General features: G+C 72.0%; 11 protein-coding genes and 1 pseudogene. 6 read left to right on the forward strand and 6 right to left on the reverse strand.

The genetic code is table 11. The features are described 5' to 3' along the window. Positions 1-55: 55 nt before the first annotated feature. Positions 56-1582, reverse strand: coding sequence for an NlpC/P60 family protein (locus E6W39_RS15965; RefSeq protein ID WP_181799288.1), 1527 nt, complete (start codon positions 1580-1582; stop codon positions 56-58). Between the two features lie 345 nt (positions 1583-1927). On the opposite strand from E6W39_RS15965, the gene E6W39_RS15975 reads away from it, so the two are divergent. Beyond that, on the forward strand, positions 1928-3103 hold the full coding sequence (locus E6W39_RS15975; protein ID WP_141634094.1) for an inorganic phosphate transporter: 1176 nt from the start codon (positions 1928-1930) through the stop codon (positions 3101-3103). Between the two features lie 11 nt (positions 3104-3114). Continuing rightward, a complete protein-coding gene (locus E6W39_RS15980) occupies positions 3115-3360 on the forward strand; it encodes a hypothetical protein (protein ID WP_141634095.1) in 246 nt (81 codons plus the stop codon). Between the two features lie 79 nt (positions 3361-3439). Here E6W39_RS15980 and E6W39_RS15985 read toward each other — a convergent pair whose 3' ends face one another. Both E6W39_RS15985 and E6W39_RS15990 read right to left on the reverse strand, forming a co-directional pair. Next, positions 3440-5050, reverse strand: coding sequence for an MDR family MFS transporter (locus E6W39_RS15985; protein WP_141634096.1), 1611 nt, complete (start codon positions 5048-5050; stop codon positions 3440-3442). Positions 5051-5158: 108 nt separating this feature from the next. After that, positions 5159-5509, reverse strand: a complete 351-nt coding sequence (locus E6W39_RS15990; RefSeq protein WP_323809037.1) for a MarR family winged helix-turn-helix transcriptional regulator — start codon at positions 5507-5509, stop codon at positions 5159-5161. A 301-nt stretch (positions 5510-5810) separates the two neighbouring features. Between E6W39_RS15990 and E6W39_RS15995 the strand changes: the two genes are divergently transcribed. Beyond that, positions 5811-6836 carry a DUF3533 domain-containing protein gene (locus E6W39_RS15995; RefSeq protein ID WP_141634097.1) on the forward strand — a complete coding sequence of 342 codons (1026 nt, stop codon included), beginning with the start codon at positions 5811-5813 and terminating at the stop codon, positions 6834-6836. Between the two features lie 36 nt (positions 6837-6872). Here the strand turns inward: E6W39_RS15995 and E6W39_RS16000 are convergent, their stop codons facing one another. The 3 genes and pseudogenes from E6W39_RS16000 to E6W39_RS16010 form a co-directional block, all read right to left on the reverse strand. Beyond that, positions 6873-7400, reverse strand: coding sequence for a GtrA family protein (locus E6W39_RS16000; protein WP_141634098.1), 528 nt, complete (start codon positions 7398-7400; stop codon positions 6873-6875). A gap of 126 nt (positions 7401-7526) precedes the next feature. After that, positions 7527-9931, reverse strand: a pseudogene (gene lon, locus E6W39_RS16005) (endopeptidase La). A 105-nt stretch (positions 9932-10036) separates the two neighbouring features. Next, positions 10037-10819 (reverse strand): rhomboid-like protein, encoded by a 783-nt coding sequence (locus E6W39_RS16010; protein WP_141634099.1) that lies wholly within the window; start codon positions 10817-10819, stop codon positions 10037-10039. Between the two features lie 530 nt (positions 10820-11349). On the opposite strand from E6W39_RS16010, the gene E6W39_RS16015 reads away from it, so the two are divergent. From E6W39_RS16015 to E6W39_RS16025, 3 genes are all read left to right on the forward strand, one after another. Continuing rightward, positions 11350-12081, forward strand: coding sequence for a response regulator transcription factor (locus E6W39_RS16015; RefSeq protein ID WP_180356578.1), 732 nt, complete (start codon positions 11350-11352; stop codon positions 12079-12081). Between the two features lie 94 nt (positions 12082-12175). After that, positions 12176-13324 (forward strand): HAMP domain-containing sensor histidine kinase, encoded by a 1149-nt coding sequence (locus E6W39_RS16020; RefSeq protein ID WP_141634100.1) that lies wholly within the window; start codon positions 12176-12178, stop codon positions 13322-13324. A 361-nt stretch (positions 13325-13685) separates the two neighbouring features. Continuing rightward, positions 13686-17450 (forward strand): multifunctional oxoglutarate decarboxylase/oxoglutarate dehydrogenase thiamine pyrophosphate-binding subunit/dihydrolipoyllysine-residue succinyltransferase subunit, encoded by a 3765-nt coding sequence (locus E6W39_RS16025; RefSeq protein WP_141634101.1) that lies wholly within the window; start codon positions 13686-13688, stop codon positions 17448-17450. Positions 17451-17554: the final 104 nt, after the last annotated feature.

Consider the following 17554-nt stretch of genomic DNA (forward strand, 5'->3'; position numbering starts at 1 on the left):
GGCGGCCGACCCCGGGTTCGGGGTCGGCCGCCGCAGTCATGTCCGGCCCGGGGCGTCAGGGCGTCGGCGTGGTCCCCGGGACGCTGGGCGCGGGCGCGCTGCCCGAGGTCGACGGTGCGGGGCTGCCGCTCGGCGAGGTGCTGCCGGAGGGCGAGCCGGAGGGACGCGGTGAGCCGGAGGGCGTCGGGCTGCCGAAGCCGCCCGGCGTCGACGAGGTGCCGGGCGTCGGCACGGTGGACGGGTGCGGCGACGGCCCGTTGCCGGACGGCGTACCGGACGGGGCCGACGGGGCGGTGCTCGGCGCCGGGGGCGTCACCGGGACCACCGGGCCGCTCGGCAGCGGCGGCACGGCCGGCAGGCCTGGGGCGGTCGTGCCCGGTGCGAGCGGGGTGACCGTGCCGGCGTTCTTGACCGCGTCCGGCACCTGCCAGCCGCCGCCGTCCGAGGGGCTCTGCGGGTCGGGCCGGACCGCGCCGAGGATCGGGGCCATGCCGATCGGCGAGATCCGCACCACCGCACCGGTGTGCGGCGCCTGCACCACGAAACCGCCGCCGATGTACATCGCGATGTGCTCGGCGCTGGCGTAGTAGACCACCAGGTCGCCCGGGCGCAGCTGGTTCAGCGGGACGTGCTGCAGGCCGGCCCACTGGTCCTCGCTGGTGCGCGGGATCTGCACGCCCGAGTGCAGCCAGGCCTGCGAGGTGAGCCCGGAGCAGTCGTAGGCGTCGGGGCCGATGCCGCCCCACAGGTAGGGCTTGTTCAGCTGGGCCAGCGCGAAGGCCACCGCCTGCCGGCCGGCCGCGGACGGGGCGCGCTCGCCCTGGCCGAGCGCGCCGGAGGCCAGGAACGCCAGCTGGGCCTGGTCCTCCTGCTGCTGCTCCAGCGCCTGCAGCTGGGCCTGCTGGACGCCGGTGAGGCTGGAGACGATCTGCTCGACGGTGGCCAGTTGGCGGGCGATCTGGGTCTTGTTCTGGTCCTGCTGGCCGAGCAGCTTCTGGGTGTCGGCCAGCGCGGCGCCGGCCTGGGTCTTGAGCTGCTGCAGGTTGCCCTGCTCGGACTTGAGATCTGCGATGAAGGCGGCCTGGGACCGGCCGGCGGCGGCGAGCAGCTCGCCCATGTGGACGGCCTGGTACGGGTCGCTGGTGAGCAGCAGCTGGCCGTAGGCGGACAGGTTGCCGTTCTGGTACTGGTCGGCGGCCAGCTCGGCGGCCACGTCCAGGCCCGCGTCCACCAGTTGCTGCTGCTGGGCCAGCTTGGCGTTGACGGCGTTGACGTCGTTCTGCTTGGCGGCGAGCTGCTGCGTGGTGGCGTTGTACTGCTCGGTGGCGGCCTCGGCGTTCTGGTAGAGCTGGTGGATCTGGTCCAGCAGCGGGCCCAGGGTGGCCTTGGCGGCGGCCAGCGGGTCGGTGCCCGGCGGGGCGGTGGCAGTGGTGACGGGGTCGGGGGCGGGCGCGGCGAACGCCGCCGAGGCCGCGGCCGGCAGGGCCAGGGCCGCCATCGCCAGCACCGCCGAGCAGCGCAGCGCGGCCCGCACCCAAGGCTTGCCCGTGGTCGACTGGTGGTCACCCGTCACGGCCCGCATCGGCCCCCCTCGCCCCTGGTCGACCCGCAAGCTGCGAGCCGTGGACGATCCTGCCATGCCGACCCCGAAAGCGGCAGGGCGCATCAGATGAACTGATGAATTCTCAGCTGACGCCGATTAGTGACACAGATCTCACCAAACCAGCAGCAATGCGGACTTTCTCCACATCGGGCCAGGTCACACCGGTCGATGTCATCTTCCAGACGTGTGGACTCAAGATATCGGCCACGAACAGCCCTCTGAATCCGCGACCCGTTAACCTTCTGTTCACTCGGTCTCCCTACCGTCGCCGCTGACGACAGCTGAAGAACACGTCAGTCCGACACCTACGACGATTGTTTGGTTATGGAACACATCACGTTCCTGGTGGCGGTGGTGATCGTCACGGCGCTCGCCTTCGACTTCACCAACGGCTTCCACGACACCGCCAACGCGATGGCCACCTCCATCGCGACCGGCGCCCTGCGGCCCAAGGTCGCCGTCACCATCTCCGCGATCCTCAACTTCGCCGGTGCGTTCCTGTCGGTGAAGGTCGCCGGCACCATTTCCGGCGGCATCGTCAACGAAAAGGCCGGCCTGCACCCCTCGGTGATCTTCGCCGCGCTGGCCGGCGCCATCCTGTGGAACCTGCTGACCTGGCTGCGCGGCCTGCCGTCCAGCTCCTCGCACGCGCTCTACGGCGGCCTGATCGGCGCGACCCTGGTCGGTGCCGGACTGCACGCGGTGAACTTCAGCGTCGTGGTCACCAAGATCCTCATCCCGGCGGTCGCCTCCCCCATCGTGGCCGGCCTGGCCGCCTGGGGCGCCACCAAGGCCGCCTACCTGATCACCCGCAAGGCGGGCGAGGCAGCGGCCGAGAAGACCTTCCGCAAGGGCCAGATCGCCTCCTCCTCGCTGGTCTCCATCGCCCACGGCACCAGCGACGGGCAGAAGACCATGGGCATCATCACCCTGGCGCTGATCTCGGCCGGCGCACTGCCCAAGCACTCGCTGCCCCCCACCTGGGTGATCGTGGCCGCCGGCGCGGCCATGGCGCTGGGCACCTACATGGGCGGCTGGCGGATCATCCGCAGCCTGGGCAAGGGCCTGACCGAGGTCCGTCCGCCGCAGGGCCTGGCGTCGGAGACGGCCACCGCCGCCGTCATCCTGACCTCCTCGCACATGGGCTACGGCCTCTCCACCACCCAGGTGGTCGGCGGCGGCGTGATGGGCGCCGGCCTCGGCCGCTCGGGCGGCAAGGTGCGGTGGGGCATGGCCCGCCGGATGGTCTACTCCTGGGGCCTGACGCTGCCGGCCGCCGCCGTGGTCTCCGGTGCGGCCGCCTTCGTGGCCGACCAGGGCACCTGGGGCGTGCTGGTGGTGGGCACCGCGCTGGTGCTCGGCGCCGGCGCCATGTGGCTGCTGTCCCGCCGGACTCCGGTGACCGCGGCCAACGTCAACGAGGTCACCCCGGTGGACGTCACCCCGGCCCAGACCGCCGCCGCCACCCCCTCCCCCGCCACCACCACCGTCGCCGCCTGAGGAGGCCAGCCATGAAGATCAACTGGACTGCCCTGGGGCAGACCGCGGGCATCAGCTTCCTGGTCACCGTGGCCGTGGTCGCCGCCTTCGCACTGGGCACCGTGGCGCTGGCCAAGCGGGAGGCCGCCATCGCCGGCAACGGCTCCGCCTCGGGCTCCGGCTCAAGCCGCGGCACGCTGGCGCTGGCCGGCGCGGGTGTCTGCTTCGCCGCCTGTGCGGCGGCCGTCGGGTACGGGCTCAGCCTGATCGCGGGCTGAGCCCGCCGCGGAACACGTCGAAGGGCCCGCAGGTCTCCACCTGCGGGCCCTTCGACGTGTTCCGCCCCCTGGTGTCCTGTCAGGCCCGCTCGGCGACCGGCGCGGCGGCCGGCTGCTCGGCGGCGGCCCGGGCCCGCAGCGGCACCTCGCGGATGAACAGCACCGCCAGGAAGGCCAGCAGCGCGGCCGGCGCGGCGAACAGGAAGACGGTGCCGACGCCGTGCCCGAAGGCGTCCTCGACCAGCGGCACCACCGGCACCGGCAGGGTGTGCAGGTCGGGCAGCTCGCCACCGCCCGCCGACCCGGCCGGCACCGGCAGGTGCGCGGCGGCCAGGTTCTGCGCCAGGTAGTGGGTCACCCGGTTGCCGAGCAGCGCGCCCAGCGCGGAGACGCCCATCGCACCGCCCATGGTGCGGAAGAAGGTGACCGTCGAGCTGGCGGTGCCCAGTTCCTTGGCCGGCACCGTGTTCTGGACGGCCAGCACCAGGTTCTGCGAGGTCAGGCCGAGCCCGATGCCGGTGCACGCCATGTAGACCGAGAGCAGGCCGTAGCCGGTGCCGGCCCGGGCGGTACCGAGCAGCGCCAGGCCGACCGCGAGCAGGAAGGTCCCGGCCACCAGGTAGCGCTTCCACCTGCCGGAGCGGGTGATCAGCCGCCCCGCCACCGCCGAGGAGACGGCCAGGCCCAGGATCATCGGCAGGGTCATCAGGCCGGCCACGGTCGGCGTCTTGTCGCGGGCCAGCTGGAAGTACTGGCTGAGGAACGTCGTGGTGCCGTACATCGCGATGCCGACGAACGCGCTGGCCACCGCGGCCAGGCTGACGGTGCGGAACCGGAACAGGCCGAGCGGCATCACCGGCTCGGCGGCCCGGCGCTCGGTCAGCACGAAGAGCAGAACCAGCAGCAGCCCGCCGCCGACCATGGCCGCGGTCTGCCAGGAGCCCCAGGCGTAGTCCTTGCCGGCCAGGGTGATCCACACCATCAGCAGGCTCACCGCGCCGGCGACCAGCAGCGCGCCCCCAACGTCGATCTTGGCTTTGTCGATCTTCGCGGCCCGCTTGACCACCGGCAGGTGCAGGGTGCGCTGCAGCACCACGATGGCGATCACCGAGAACGGGATGCCGACGTAGAAGCACCAGCGCCAGCCGAGCCAGGAGGTGTCCACGATGACGCCGCCGATCAGCGGGCCGCCGATGGTGGCCAGGGCGAAGACGGCGCCGAAGTAGCCGCTGTAGCGGCCGCGCTCGCGCGGCGGGACCATCGCCGCCAGGCAGATCTGCCCGAGCGCCACCACGCCGCCGGCGCCGATGCCCTGGAGCGCCCGGCAGCCGATCAGCTCCCCGGTGTTCTGCGAGAGCCCGGCCAGCGCCGACGAGACGATGTACATCACCAGCGCGATCTGCACCAGCAGCTTCTTGCTCACCAGGTCGGAGAGCTTTCCCCAGATCGGGGTGGAGGCGGTGAGCGACAGCAGCGCTGCCGTGATCACCCAGGTGTAGGCGGACTCGCCGCCGTGCAGCTCGTTGAGGATGGTCGGCAGCGCGTTGGAGACGATGGTCGAGGAGAGGACCGCCACGAAGAGGCCGATGAGCAGGCCGGAGAGCGCCTCCAGCACCTCCCGGTGGGTCATTTGGCGGTCGTCCTGGGCGCTGGCGTGCGGATGGCGGCGCGCCGCTGCTGAGGAGGTCATGGGGGGCGGTCCTTGGGCAGGAGTCATATGGTTGCCTTAGGCAACTACAATATTCTTGTTAGTTGACCTAGGCAACCTTTTCTCTGGGGGCCCGCCCTCACAGCCGCATCAGTCGAACGGGTCCGCCAGTCGCGGCGCGGCGGCCACCGACTCGTTGAAGCGGGCCAGCAGCTCGGCGAACCTGCCCAGCTCCGCCGGCTCCCAGCCCGCCAGCATCTCCCGGAACGAGGCCAGCCGGGCCCCGTGGGCCCGGCCGTAGCGGGCGGCGCCCTCCTCGGTGAGCGAGACCAGCGAGGCCCGGCCGTCCTGCGGATCCGGCACCCGGGTCACCAGCCCGAGCTCCTCCAGCGTCTTGATCTGGCGGCTGATGGTCGCCTTGCCGACCCCGAAGTGGCAGCCGACCTCGGTGACCCGGACCTGGCCGGCGTCGTACAGGTGCGCCAGCAGCGAGTAGGCCATGCCCCCTCCAGCTGCGGATGGACCAGTCGGGACATCTCGGCCGAGCGGGCCCGGCCGCGCCGGAACATCACCGCCACCTCGCGCTCCACCGCCCGGAAGACGCGTTCCTGGCCCGCCACCTGATCCTCGTTCACACCCACCACCCGTCGACCGCCATGACGCCGGCCCCCGGCGCGCGATCAGTATCCACCAGCCGCCCCGGGCCGCCGCCGCGGCGCGGGAGAGCCACTCGGCGCGGCAACCCCGCTATGAAGTGTCCGCTTGGCATACTTTTCATCCCATCTGAACCAGGGGGCGCCCAATGCCGGGATTCATCAGCGAGCTCAAGGACGCGGTCACCGGCCGCACCGCCGCCCTGGTGATCGGCACCCTGCTGCTCCAGCTCGGCTTCATCGCCTCGTACGTCGGGGCGCTGCACCATCCGACGCCCCACCGGCTCTCGATCGGCGTGGTGGCGCCACCGCAGCTGCAGCCCCGGGTGATCGGCGCCCTGGGCCAGGTGCCGAACGACGCGGTGAAGCCCGTGGCCGTCGCCGACCAGGCCACCGCCGTCGGCCGGATCAAGGACCAGAAGATCTACGCCGCGCTGGTGGTCGACCCCACCGGCACCCAGGACACCCTGCTGGTGGCCAACGCGCGCGGCCCGGCCGCGGCCACCGCCGCCCAGCAGATCGTCACCGCGCTCGACCAGGGCCAGGGCCGCACCGTGCGGGTCGAGGACGTGGTGCCGCTCGCCCCCGGGGACGGCAAGGGGCTCTCCTCGTTCTACCTGGTGGTCGGCTGGTGCGTCGGCGGCTACCTGGTGGCCTCGATCCTGGGGATCAGCGCCGGCGCCCGCCCCGCCAACCGCCGGCGCGCCCTGATCCGCACCTGCGTGCTGGCGCTCTACTCGATCGCGGCCGGGCTCGGCGGCGCGGTGATCACCGGCCCGGTCCTGGACGCGCTGCCCGGCAGCGTCGCGGGCCTGTGGGGCGTGGGCAGCCTGGTGGTGTTCGCGGTCGGCGCGTTCACCATGGCCCTGCAGTGCCTGTTCGGCATCGTCGGCATCGGGCTGGCCGTGCTGATCTTCGTGGTGCTCGGCAACCCGAGCGCCGGCGGCGTCTACCCGCCGCCGCTGCTGCCGCCGTTCTGGCGGGCCATCGGCGCCTGGCTGCCGAACGGGGCGGGCACCGACGCCACCCGCTCGGTCGCCTACTTCGGCGCCACCAACCTCACCGTGCCGCTGCTGGTCCTGGCGGCCTGGGCGGTGGCGGGCCTGGCGGTGACGCTGGCCGCGGTCGCCCTGCGCCCGGCGGGCGGCGCCGTCCCATCCGACGACACCGCCTGACGACGACAGCGGAGGGCCCGGGGCGACCCGAGCGGGTCAGCCGACCCGGGCCGGCGGCTCGGCCGCGTTGTCCTGGGCCTCGTGGTACTTGGTGTTGGTGAAGACCCACTTCTTCATCGCCCAGTAGCGGAACGCCATCGCCACCAGGGTGCCCACGATCATGCCGCTGACGAAGTCGGCGACCTCCTGCGTGAAGTGGCTGACGCTGGGCTCGCGCAGGTGGAAGACATAGCGGCTGACCAGCAGCGGCAGGTCGTTCACGCCGACCGCCAGCGCGCTGACCACGATGAACGGGATCGCTTCCTTGTGGCTGCCCTCCGAGCGGAACGACCACTGCCGGTTGAGCAGGTAGGAGACCACCGTCGCGAGCGCCGTCCCGACGGTCAGCGCCACCACCGGCTTGTTCTGGCAGACCGTGTACTTCAACCCGTAGTTGATCGCCAGGGTCAGCAGGAAGCAGGTGCCACCGACCAGCAGGAACTTGACCAGGCTGCGGTGCTGCACCAGGAAGGGACGCAGCGGCCCCGGCACCTTGGCCAGGGCTCTCTGTGTAGGCGACGGCATTGGCGCAGTGTCGCACAGGATCCTGAGTCGGCGTCACCCGACTCCCCGGACCGCCCCACGCGCGTGCCTCCCGCGGATCGCGGGAGGCACGTGGTAGTAGGGGTCAGCCGGCGGTACCGCGCGGCCTCACGCCGCCGCCCCCAGCAGCACCGCCGCCGGCTCCAGGGCCAGCGCCAGCACCTCGCGGACGTCGGAGACCGGGTGCACGGTCAGGCGCTCCAGCACCTCGGCCGGGACGTCGTCCAGGTCGGGCTCGTTGCGCTTGGGGATGATCACCGTGGTGATGCCGGCCCGGTCGGCGGCGAGCAGCTTCTGCTTGACCCCGCCGATCGGCAGGACCCGACCGGTGAGCGAGACCTCGCCGGTCATCGCCACATCGGTGCGCACCTTGCGGCCGGAGAGCAGCGAGGCGAGCGCGGTGGTCATGGTGATCCCGGCGCTCGGCCCGTCCTTCGGCACCGCGCCGGCGGGCACGTGCAGGTGGATGCCGCGCTCCCGCAGGCCGGTCACCGGCAGCTCCAGCTCCGCGCCGCGCGAGCGCAGGTAGGAGAGCGCGATGTGCGCGGACTCCTTCATCACGTCGCCCAGCTGGCCGGTCAGGGTGAGGCCGGTGGAGCCGGTCTCACCGTCGGCCAGCGAGGCCTCGATGTAGAGGACGTCGCCGCCCGCGCCGGTGACCGCCAGTCCGGTGGCCACGCCGGGCACCGCGGTGCGGCGCTCGGCCGGCTCCTGGGCCGCCTCCGGGGTGTGGTGCGGCCGGCCGATCAGGGCGCGCAGGTCGTCCACGTCGATCGCGGTGGGCAGCTCGCGCTGGCCCAGCTCGCTCTGCGCGGCCACCTTGCGCAGGATCCGGGCGACCGAGCGCTCCAGGGTGCGCACGCCGGCCTCGCGGGTGTACTCGCCGGCCAGCTTGCGCAGCGCCGCCTCGCTCACCGTGACGGTCTCGGCGGACAGCCCGGCCCGCTCCAGCTGCCGGGGCAGCAGGTGGTCGCGGGCGATCACGACCTTCTCGTCCTCGGTGTAGCCGTCCAGCCGGACCAGCTCCATCCGGTCCAGCAGCGGCTCCGGGATGGCCTCCAGCACATTGGCGGTGGCCAGGAAGACCACGTCGGACAGGTCGAGCTCGACCTCCAGGTAGTGGTCCCGGAAGGTGTGGTTCTGCGCCGGGTCCAGCACCTCGAGCAGGGCCGCCGCCGGGTCGCCGCGGTAGTCCGAGCCGACCTTGTCGATCTCGTCCAGCAGCACCACCGGGTTCATCGAGCCGGCCTCCTTGATGGCCCGCACGATCCGGCCGGGCAGCGCGCCGACGTAGGTGCGCCGGTGGCCGCGGATCTCGGCCTCGTCGCGGACGCCGCCGAGCGCCACCCGGACGAACTGGCGGCCCATGGCACGCGCCACCGACTCGCCGAGCGAGGTCTTGCCGACCCCCGGGGGCCGACCAGGGCCAGCACCGCGCCGCCGCGCCGCCCGCCGACCAGGGTGAGCCCCTGGTCGGCCCGGCGCTTGCGGACCGCCAGGTACTCGACGATCCGGTCCTTCACATCGGCCAGACCGGAGTGGTCGGCGTCCAGCACGGCGCGGGCTCCGGCGATGTCGTAGTTGTCCTCGCTGCGCTCGTTCCAGGGCAGCTCCAGCACGGTGTCCAGCCAAGTGCGGATCCAGGAGCCCTCGGGCGACTGGTCACTGGACCGCTCCAGCTTGTCGACCTCCTTGAGGGCCGCCTCGCGGACCTTCGCGGGCAGGTCGGCGGCCTCGACCCGGGCGCGGTAGTCGCCCTCCTCGTCGACCGAGTCGCCGTTCAGCTCGGCGAGCTCCTTGCGCACCGCCTCCAGCTGGCGGCGGAGCAGGAACTCCTTCTGCTGCTTGGCGACGCCCTCCTCGACGTCCTTGCGGATGGTGTCGTTGACCTCCTCCTCGGCGAGGTGGTCCTTCATCAGCTGCAACGCGTACTCCAGGCGGGCCACCTGGTCGGCCTCCAGCAGCACCGTGAGCTTCTGCTCGGCGCTGGCGAACGGCGCGTAGCCGATGTTGTCGGCCAGCTCGCCGACGCCCTCGATGGCGGCCACCCGATCGACGATCTGCCAGGCGCCGCGCTTGCGCAGCCACTCGGTGGAGACCGCCTTGTACTCCTTCATCAGCTCGGCGGCCCGGCCGGCCACCGGCAGGCCCACCGCGGACTCCTTGAACTCCGTGGTCTCCACCCAGAGCGCGGCGCCCGGACCGGTGGTGCCGGCGCCGATCCGCACCCGGCGGACCGCCCGGACCAGCGCGGCGGGCTCGCCGTCGGCCAGCCGGCCGACCTGCTCGACGGTGGCCAGCGTGCCGACCGCCGCGTACGAGCCGTCCAGCCGCGGCACCAGCAGCACCTGCGGCTTGCCGCCGTTCACCGAGCGGGCGGCCGCACGGGCTGCCTCGACGGCGGCCCGCACCTCGGTGTCCTTGAGGTCCAGCGGCACCACCATGCCCGGCAGAACCACCTCGTCGTCGAGCGGCAGCACGGGCAGAGTGAGCGAAGCGGACATCGATGCCATGATCTCTCCCCAGTCAGTGAACTTGAGTCGAGATGACTAAGGCTTGGCGAGCTCCGATTGTTCCCCGGCATTTGTTCGCTCTGAGCGATCAGGGAAGGGGGAGGGTCAGGCCCGGTCGAGCACCGGCTTGGCGGCCGGCTTCGGCTGCCCGGCCGCGCCGCCCTCGACCCCGGCCGCACCCCGGCGCCACGGCCACCGCCGGCGGCGCACCGGACGGCGCAGCGGCCGCCAGAGCGCGATGCCGACCAGCAGCGCGGTGGGGTGCCCGATGGCGGTGACCAGGTCGGGGTCGCTCTGCATCTGGTGGGCGACCAGCAGCACCCCGCCGGCCAGCGTGAGCAGCCGCCCGGGCCGGCGGAACTGCCCGGCGAGCGCCCCGAGGCTCGCCAGCAGGCCGTAGCTGACCCCGATGTCCAGCTCGTCCAGCAGCCCCCGGTCCGCGTGCCCGGTCGCCACCAGGACGGCCACCACCCCCTGGGAGAGCAGCGTCGCGACCACGTGCCCGGTGGCGAACACCCCGATCGCCCGCCGCCAGCCGACCAGCCGCTCCAGCGGCGCCAGGATGAAGGCGAAGCCCCACAGGTAGGGCAGCCAGTCGGGCCCGGCCACCCACAGGCCGCTGAGCAGCAGCGAGCGGACGGGGGCCCGCAGCAGGTGGTGGCCGTCGGTGCTGGACAGTTCCTGCAGCCGGTGCACCAGCGCCGGGTCGGTGTCCCGGGCGAGGAGGGTGGTGCCGGCCAGCACGGCCAGGTAGAGCAGCGTGAAGGGGTTGCGCCGGGGCGTGGGCAGCCGGTCCAGCGCCCACCGCAGCGGGCCGGACCGCAGGCCGAGCCGCAGGCCGGCGTGGGGTGCCACCGGCGTACGCCCGGACCACCGCTCCCCAGCCATGTCGCCTCCGTTCCGGGCCGTTCGCTCCGGTCCCCGCAGCAGGGCCGGGGCGGCCGCGCTCGCTGCGCGTGCACACCGTGCCATCAACGGCCGGATCCGTCCACGGTACGGTGCTGCCCTGAGAGTCCGGTGAGAACGCAGTCGCCCTGCCTGTAACGGCAGTTCAGAAGTTGGTCCGGACCAATGCACCCGCGATTGCGAGCTTACGGGCGACTGCCGGGTTCGTGCATACACACCGTTACCGTCAGACGACATGGACGGGTAAGGTAGCGCCCCGTACCCAATCCGGGGCGTGCGCGCCGACCGGTGCCCGCGGAAATCCGCGGTCAGCCTGTCGGGGTTCGGCCCCGGTCCGTACGCTGCGAGGTGTCCTCTTGTCGGACCGGCGGCCCTGCCGCCACCCGGCCGGGACGGCGGAACCCGGGACGCCTCGGCACGGACGAACACACTAACGACGGAACCAAGACTACGAGCGGGCGCGCTACTCCCACAGGTGGCGGCCCGCAGGCCCTGGGGGCGGTGGCGTGACCGTGACAGAAATTCAACAGGACACCGGTACGAGCGGTGTGATCGCACAACGACGCGTCCTGGTGGTGGAGGACGAACCCACCATCGCCGAGTCGATCGCGGCCCGGCTGGGCGCGGAGGGCTTCAAGGTGGCCGTCGCGCACGACGGCCCCGGCGCGGTGGACGGATTCCACACCTGGCAGCCCGACCTCGTGGTGCTCGACATCATGCTGCCCGGCTTCGACGGGCTGGAGGTCTGCCGCCGGATCCAGGCGCAGCGCCCGGTCCCGGTGCTGATGCTGACCGCCCGCGACGACGAGACGGACCTGCTGGTCGGCCTCGGCGTGGGCGCCGACGACTACATGACGAAGCCGTTCTCGATGCGTGAGCTCGCGGCCCGGGTGAACGTGCTGCTGCGCCGGGTCGAGCGGGCCCAGCAGGCGGCCCGGACCCCGGCGCTGGGCAGCCTGCGGTTCGGCGAGCTGGAGATCGACCACGTGCAGCGCCGGGTCCGGCTGGGCTCGGGCGATGTGCACCTGACGCCCACCGAGTTCGACCTGCTGGCCTGCCTGGCCGCCCAGCCGCGCGCGGTGCTCACCCGCGAGCAGCTGCTCGCCGAGGTCTGGGACTGGACCGACGCGTCCGGCACCCGGACGGTCGACAGCCATGTGAAGGCGCTGCGCCGGAAGATCGGCGCGACCTGGATCCGCACCGTGCACGGCGTGGGCTACGCGCTCGAAGCGCCCGTGGGCTGACGGCCCCGCACCCGGGCCGCTGGACGTCACCCGGAGTGCGATGCCGGACCTGGGGGGGCCACGGGGGCGCACAGGACACGGAAACCAAGTACCGATGACGAGCAGTAGCACCGAGCCCGACGACCCGGCCACGCGGCGGGGCCGACCGGCCCGGTTCGCCGCGCGCGTGTGGCGTGCGGTCCGACCACTCGACCCGGCCCGCTCCATCAAGGGCAAGCTGGGCCTGCTGGTCATCATCGCGGTGGCCATCGCCACCGGTCTGATGGTGATCGCGATCCACTCCGAGACCCAGGTGCGGGTGATCCTGGTCTTCTCGGTGATCGCCTCCCTGCTCTTCATGCAGGTCATGGCGCACACCCTGACCGCTCCGCTGCGTGAGATGACCGCGGCGGCCCGGGCGATGGCCGGCGGCGACTACAGCCGCCGGGTCAAGGCCGCCTCCCGGGACGAGATCGGGGAGCTGGCGGCCACCTTCAACCGGATGGCCGCCGATCTCGAGGCCGCCGACCGGCACCGCCGGGAGCTGGTGGCCAATGTGTCGCACGAGCTGCGCACGCCGATCGCGGCACTGCAGGCGGTGCTGGAGAACATGGTGGACGGCGTGGTGCCGCCGGACGCCGCCACCCTGGGCGCGGCCCTGGAGCAGACCGAGCGGCTCGGCCGGCTGGTCACCCATCTGCTCGACCTCTCCAAGCTGGACGACGGCGTGGTGCCGCTGGACGCCCGGGAGTTCGAGGTGGCCCCGTTCCTGGCCGGGGTGCTGCGCGGGTTGACCGTGGACGGCGCGACCTCCGGCGGCGCCTGGAGCCGCCGGGACGACGTGCGGCTGCGCCTGGACGTGCAGCCCGAGGGCCTGACCGCGGTGGCCGACCCGGAGCGGCTGCACCAGGTGGTGGCCAATCTGGTGGACAACGCCTGCAAGCACTCCCCGGCGGACGGCCTGGTCACGGTGCGGGCCCGGGCCGGCGACGGGGCGCATGCGCTGCTGCTGGAGGTGGAGGACCAGGGGCCCGGCATCCCGGTGCAGGACCGCACCCGGGTGTTCGACCGTTTCAGCAGGTCAGGCACCGCGACCGCGCAGGGCCCGGGCAGCGACGGCGGCACCGGGCTCGGCCTGGCGATCGCCCGCTGGGCGGTGGATCTGCACGGCGGCCGGATCGCGGTGGGCGACGGCGGCAGCGGCTGCCTGATCCAGGTGGTGCTGCCGGGCGACGCGACCGCGGTGCCGCGCCCGCGATTGTGACCGCCGCCACGACCGTCACGAATCCGGCCGCGGTGGACACGCCGACGACACGATCTGTCCACCCCGGCCAGCTTTGTCACACAATTGGGACATCTCGGCGGTCGACAGCAGTTGATCGGCCACAAACGGTCGATCAGCGGGACTTTTGTCCGGTTTCATACCGTTTTACCCAGCCAGAAGGCGTCATCCTCTTCCCTGCGGAAGCGCTCTTCTAACGCGTTCTTCCGGCCAAATCCGCTCAAAGGACTGTGATCTGGGCGACGCCGACCCCCGGGGACTGCGCGATCACTCGTCAGGGGCGTAGCCTTAATCCCCGCTGTCCAAACATCCCAAAAGGAAGCGGAAGAGGGCGGTTGCCGCCGTGTCGCCACAGTCCCCTGAAACCCCCAACAGCTCGGCAAGCTCCACTGGCTTCGGCCCCAATGAGTGGCTCGTCGACGAGATCTACCAGCAGTACCTCCAGGACCCGAACTCGGTCGACCGAGCCTGGTGGGACTTTTTCGCCGACTACAAGCCCGGTACCGAGGTGACCTCAGTGACCCAGGCCGTGACCCCGGTCGGCTCCGTGCCGACCCCCGTCGCCGCCCCTGCCCCTGCTCCCGCTGCCGCCCCGGCGCCGGCTGCCCCCGCCGCCGCCCCGGCAGCTGCGCCCGCTCCGGCGGCCGCCGCACCTGCCGCGGCCGCTCCGCTGGCAGCCCCGCCGGCCGCGCCGCCCGCGCCCAAGGCCGCCGCCGCGCCGGCCGCCCCCGCGGCGCAGAGCACGGGCCCCGAGCTGGTCCCGCTGCGTGGCCCGGCCAAGGCCGTCGCCACCAACATGGACGCCTCCCTCGAGGTTCCGACCGCGACCTCGGTGCGCGCCGTGCCGGCCAAGTTGCTGATCGACAACCGCATCGTCATCAACAACCACCTGCAGCGCGCCCGCGGCGGCAAGGTCTCGTTCACGCACCTGATCGGCTACGCCATGGTGCAGGCGATCAAGGCCAACCCCGGGATGAACCACAGCTACCAGGTCAAGGACGGCAAGTCCTTCCTGGTGAAGCCGGACCACGTCAACCTCGGTCTGGCCATCGACCTGGTGAAGCCCAACGGTGACCGCCAGCTGGTGGTCGCGGCCATCAAGAAGGCCGAGACCCTCGACTTCTTCGGCTTCTGGCAGGCCTACGAGGACATCGTCCGCCGGGCCCGCGCCAACAAGCTGACCATGGAGGACTTCACCGGGGTCACGGTCTCGCTGACCAACCCGGGCGGCATCGGCACCGTGCACTCGGTCCCGCGCCTGATGCAGGGCCAGGGCACCATCCTGGGCGTCGGCGCCATGGAGTACCCGGCGGAGTTCCAGGGCAGCTCCCAGGAGACCCTGTCCCGCCTCGGCGTCTCCAAGATCATGACGCTGACCTCGACCTACGACCACCGGGTCATCCAGGGTGCCGCCTCCGGCGAGTTCCTGCGCGCGATCCACCAGCTGCTGCTGGGCGAGCACGGCTTCTACGACGAGGTCTTCGAGTCGCTGCGGATCCCGTACGAGCCGGTCCGCTGGGCCACCGACGTCGCCGCCACCCACGAGGACGAGGTCAACAAGACCGCCCGGGTGATGGAACTGATCCACTCCTACCGGGTCCGCGGCCACCTGATGGCCGACACCGACCCGCTGGAGTACAAGCAGCGCAAGCACCCCGACCTGGACGTGACCACGCACGGCCTCACCCTGTGGGACCTGGAGCGCGAGTTCGCGGTCGGCGGCTTCGGCGGCCAGAAGATGATGAAGCTGCGCGACATCCTCGGCCTGCTGCGCAACACCTACTGCCGCACCGTCGGCATCGAGTACATGCACATCCAGGACCCGAAGCAGCGCAAGTGGCTGCAGGAGCGCCTGGAGAAGCCGTACACCAAGCCGGAGCGCGAGGAGCAGCTGCGCATCCTGCGCCGGCTGAACTCCGCGGAGGCCTTCGAGACCTTCCTGCAGACCAAGTACGTCGGCCAGAAGCGGTTCTCGCTGGAGGGCGGCGAGTCCCTGATCCCGCTGCTCGACGCCACCATCGACTCCGCCGCCGAGCACCGCCTCGACGAGGCCGTGATCGGCATGGCGCACCGCGGCCGCCTCAACGTACTGGCCAACATCGTCGGCAAGCCGTACGGCAAGATCTTCGGCGAGTTCGAGGGCAACCTGGACCCGAAGTCGATGCACGGCTCCGGTGACGTCAAGTACCACCTGGGCTCCGAGGGCACCTTCACCGGCCTGGACGGCGAGACCATCAAGGTGTCGCTGGCCGCCAACCCGTCCCACCTGGAGACGGTGGACCCGGTGGTCGAGGGCATCGCCCGGGCCAAGCAGGACATCCTGGACCAGGGCGGCACCACCTTCCCGGTGCTGCCGATCCAGATCCACGGCGACGCGGCCTTCGCCGGCCAGGGCGTGGTCGCGGAGACCCTGAACATGTCGCAGCTGCGCGGCTACCGCACCGGCGGCACCGTGCACATCGTGGTGAACAACCAGGTCGGCTTCACCGCCGCCCCGGCCTCCAGCCGTTCCTCCACGTACTGCACCGACGTGGCGCGGATGATCGAGGCCCCGATCTTCCACGTCAACGGCGACGACCCGGAGGCCGTGGTCCGCGTCGCGCGGCTCGCCTTCGAGTTCCGCCAGGCGTTCCACAAGGACGTCGTGATCGACCTCATCTGCTACCGCCGCCGCGGTCACAACGAGGCCGACAACCCGTCGTTCACCCAGCCGCTGATGTACGACCTGATCGACAAGAAGCGCTCGGTGCGCAAGCTCTACACCGAGGGCCTGATCGGTCGCGGCGACATCACCATGGAAGAGGCGGAGCAGGCGCTCCAGGACTTCCAGGGCCAGCTGGAGAAGGTCTTCGCCGAGGTCCGCGACGCGGCCGGCGCCCAGGCCGCGGCCCCGGCCGGCCGTCCGGTGGCGGACTTCCCGGTCAGCATCCAGACCGGCATCTCGCAGGAGATGGTCAAGCGGATCGCCGCCTCGCAGACCAACCTGCCCGAGTGGCTGACCGTGCACCCGCGCCTGCTGCCGCAGCTGCAGCGCCGCGCCGCCTCGATCGAGGACAACACCATCGACTGGGCCACCGGCGAGATGCTCGCCATCGGCTCGCTGCTGATGGAGGGCCACCCGGTCCGCCTGGCCGGCCAGGACAGCCGCCGCGGCACCTTCGGCCAGCGCCACGCGGTGCTGATCGACCGGGTCACCGGCGAGGACTACACCCCGCTGCTGTACCTGACCGAGGACCAGGCCCGGTTCACCGTCTACGACAGCCTGCTGTCCGAGTACGCGGCGATGGGCTTCGAGTACGGCTACTCGCTGACCCGCCCGAACGCGCTGGTCATGTGGGAGGCCCAGTTCGGTGACTTCGTCAACGGCGCGCAGACCGTCGTCGACGAGTACATCGCCTCGGCCGAGCAGAAGTGGGGCCAGCACTCCGGTGTCACCCTGCTGCTGCCGCACGGCATGGAGGGCCAGGGCCCGGACCACTCGTCCGCCCGCCCGGAGCGCTTCCTGCAGCTGTGCGCCGACAACAACATGACGGTCGCGATGCCGACGCTGCCGTCGAACTACTTCCACCTGCTGCGCTGGCAGGTGCACAACCCGCACCACAAGCCGCTGGTCGTCTTCACCCCGAAGTCGATGCTGCGTCTGAAGGCGGCGGCCAGCTCGGCCGAGGAGTTCACCTCCGGCTCGTTCCGCCCGGTGGTCGGCGACACCACGGTGGACCCGAAGAACGTGCGCAAGGTGGTCATCACCGCCGGCAAGTTCTACTACGACCTGGAGGCGGCCCGCGCCGAGCGCGGCGTCACCGACACGGCGATCGTCCGGGTCGAGCGGCTCTACCCGCTGCCGATCGCGGAGCTCCAGGAGGAGCTGGCCCGCTACGGCGAGGACGTCCAGTTCGTCTGGGCCCAGGAGGAGCCGGCCAACCAGGGTGCCTGGCCGTTCATCGCGATGAACCTGGTCGACCACCTGGACGTGGTGATCGGCCGCAAGGCCGGCGCCGCCCGCCTGCGCCGGGTGGCCCGTCCGGCGGCCTCGGCCCCGGCGGTCGGCTCGGCCAAGCGCCACGCGGTCGAGCAGCAGGCCGTGCTCGACGAGGTCTTCGCGATCTGAGGTGACAGCCGCTGACACCACGTCAGCAACGGTGAAGGGCCCGCTCCGATCATGGAGCGGGCCCTTCGCTAATGTCTGCGCCATGCCTGCCGATCAGTCGCGTT

The organism is Kitasatospora acidiphila (genome assembly GCF_006636205.1).
In the GTDB taxonomy this organism is placed as follows: Bacteria; Actinomycetota; Actinomycetes; order Streptomycetales; family Streptomycetaceae; genus Kitasatospora; species Kitasatospora acidiphila.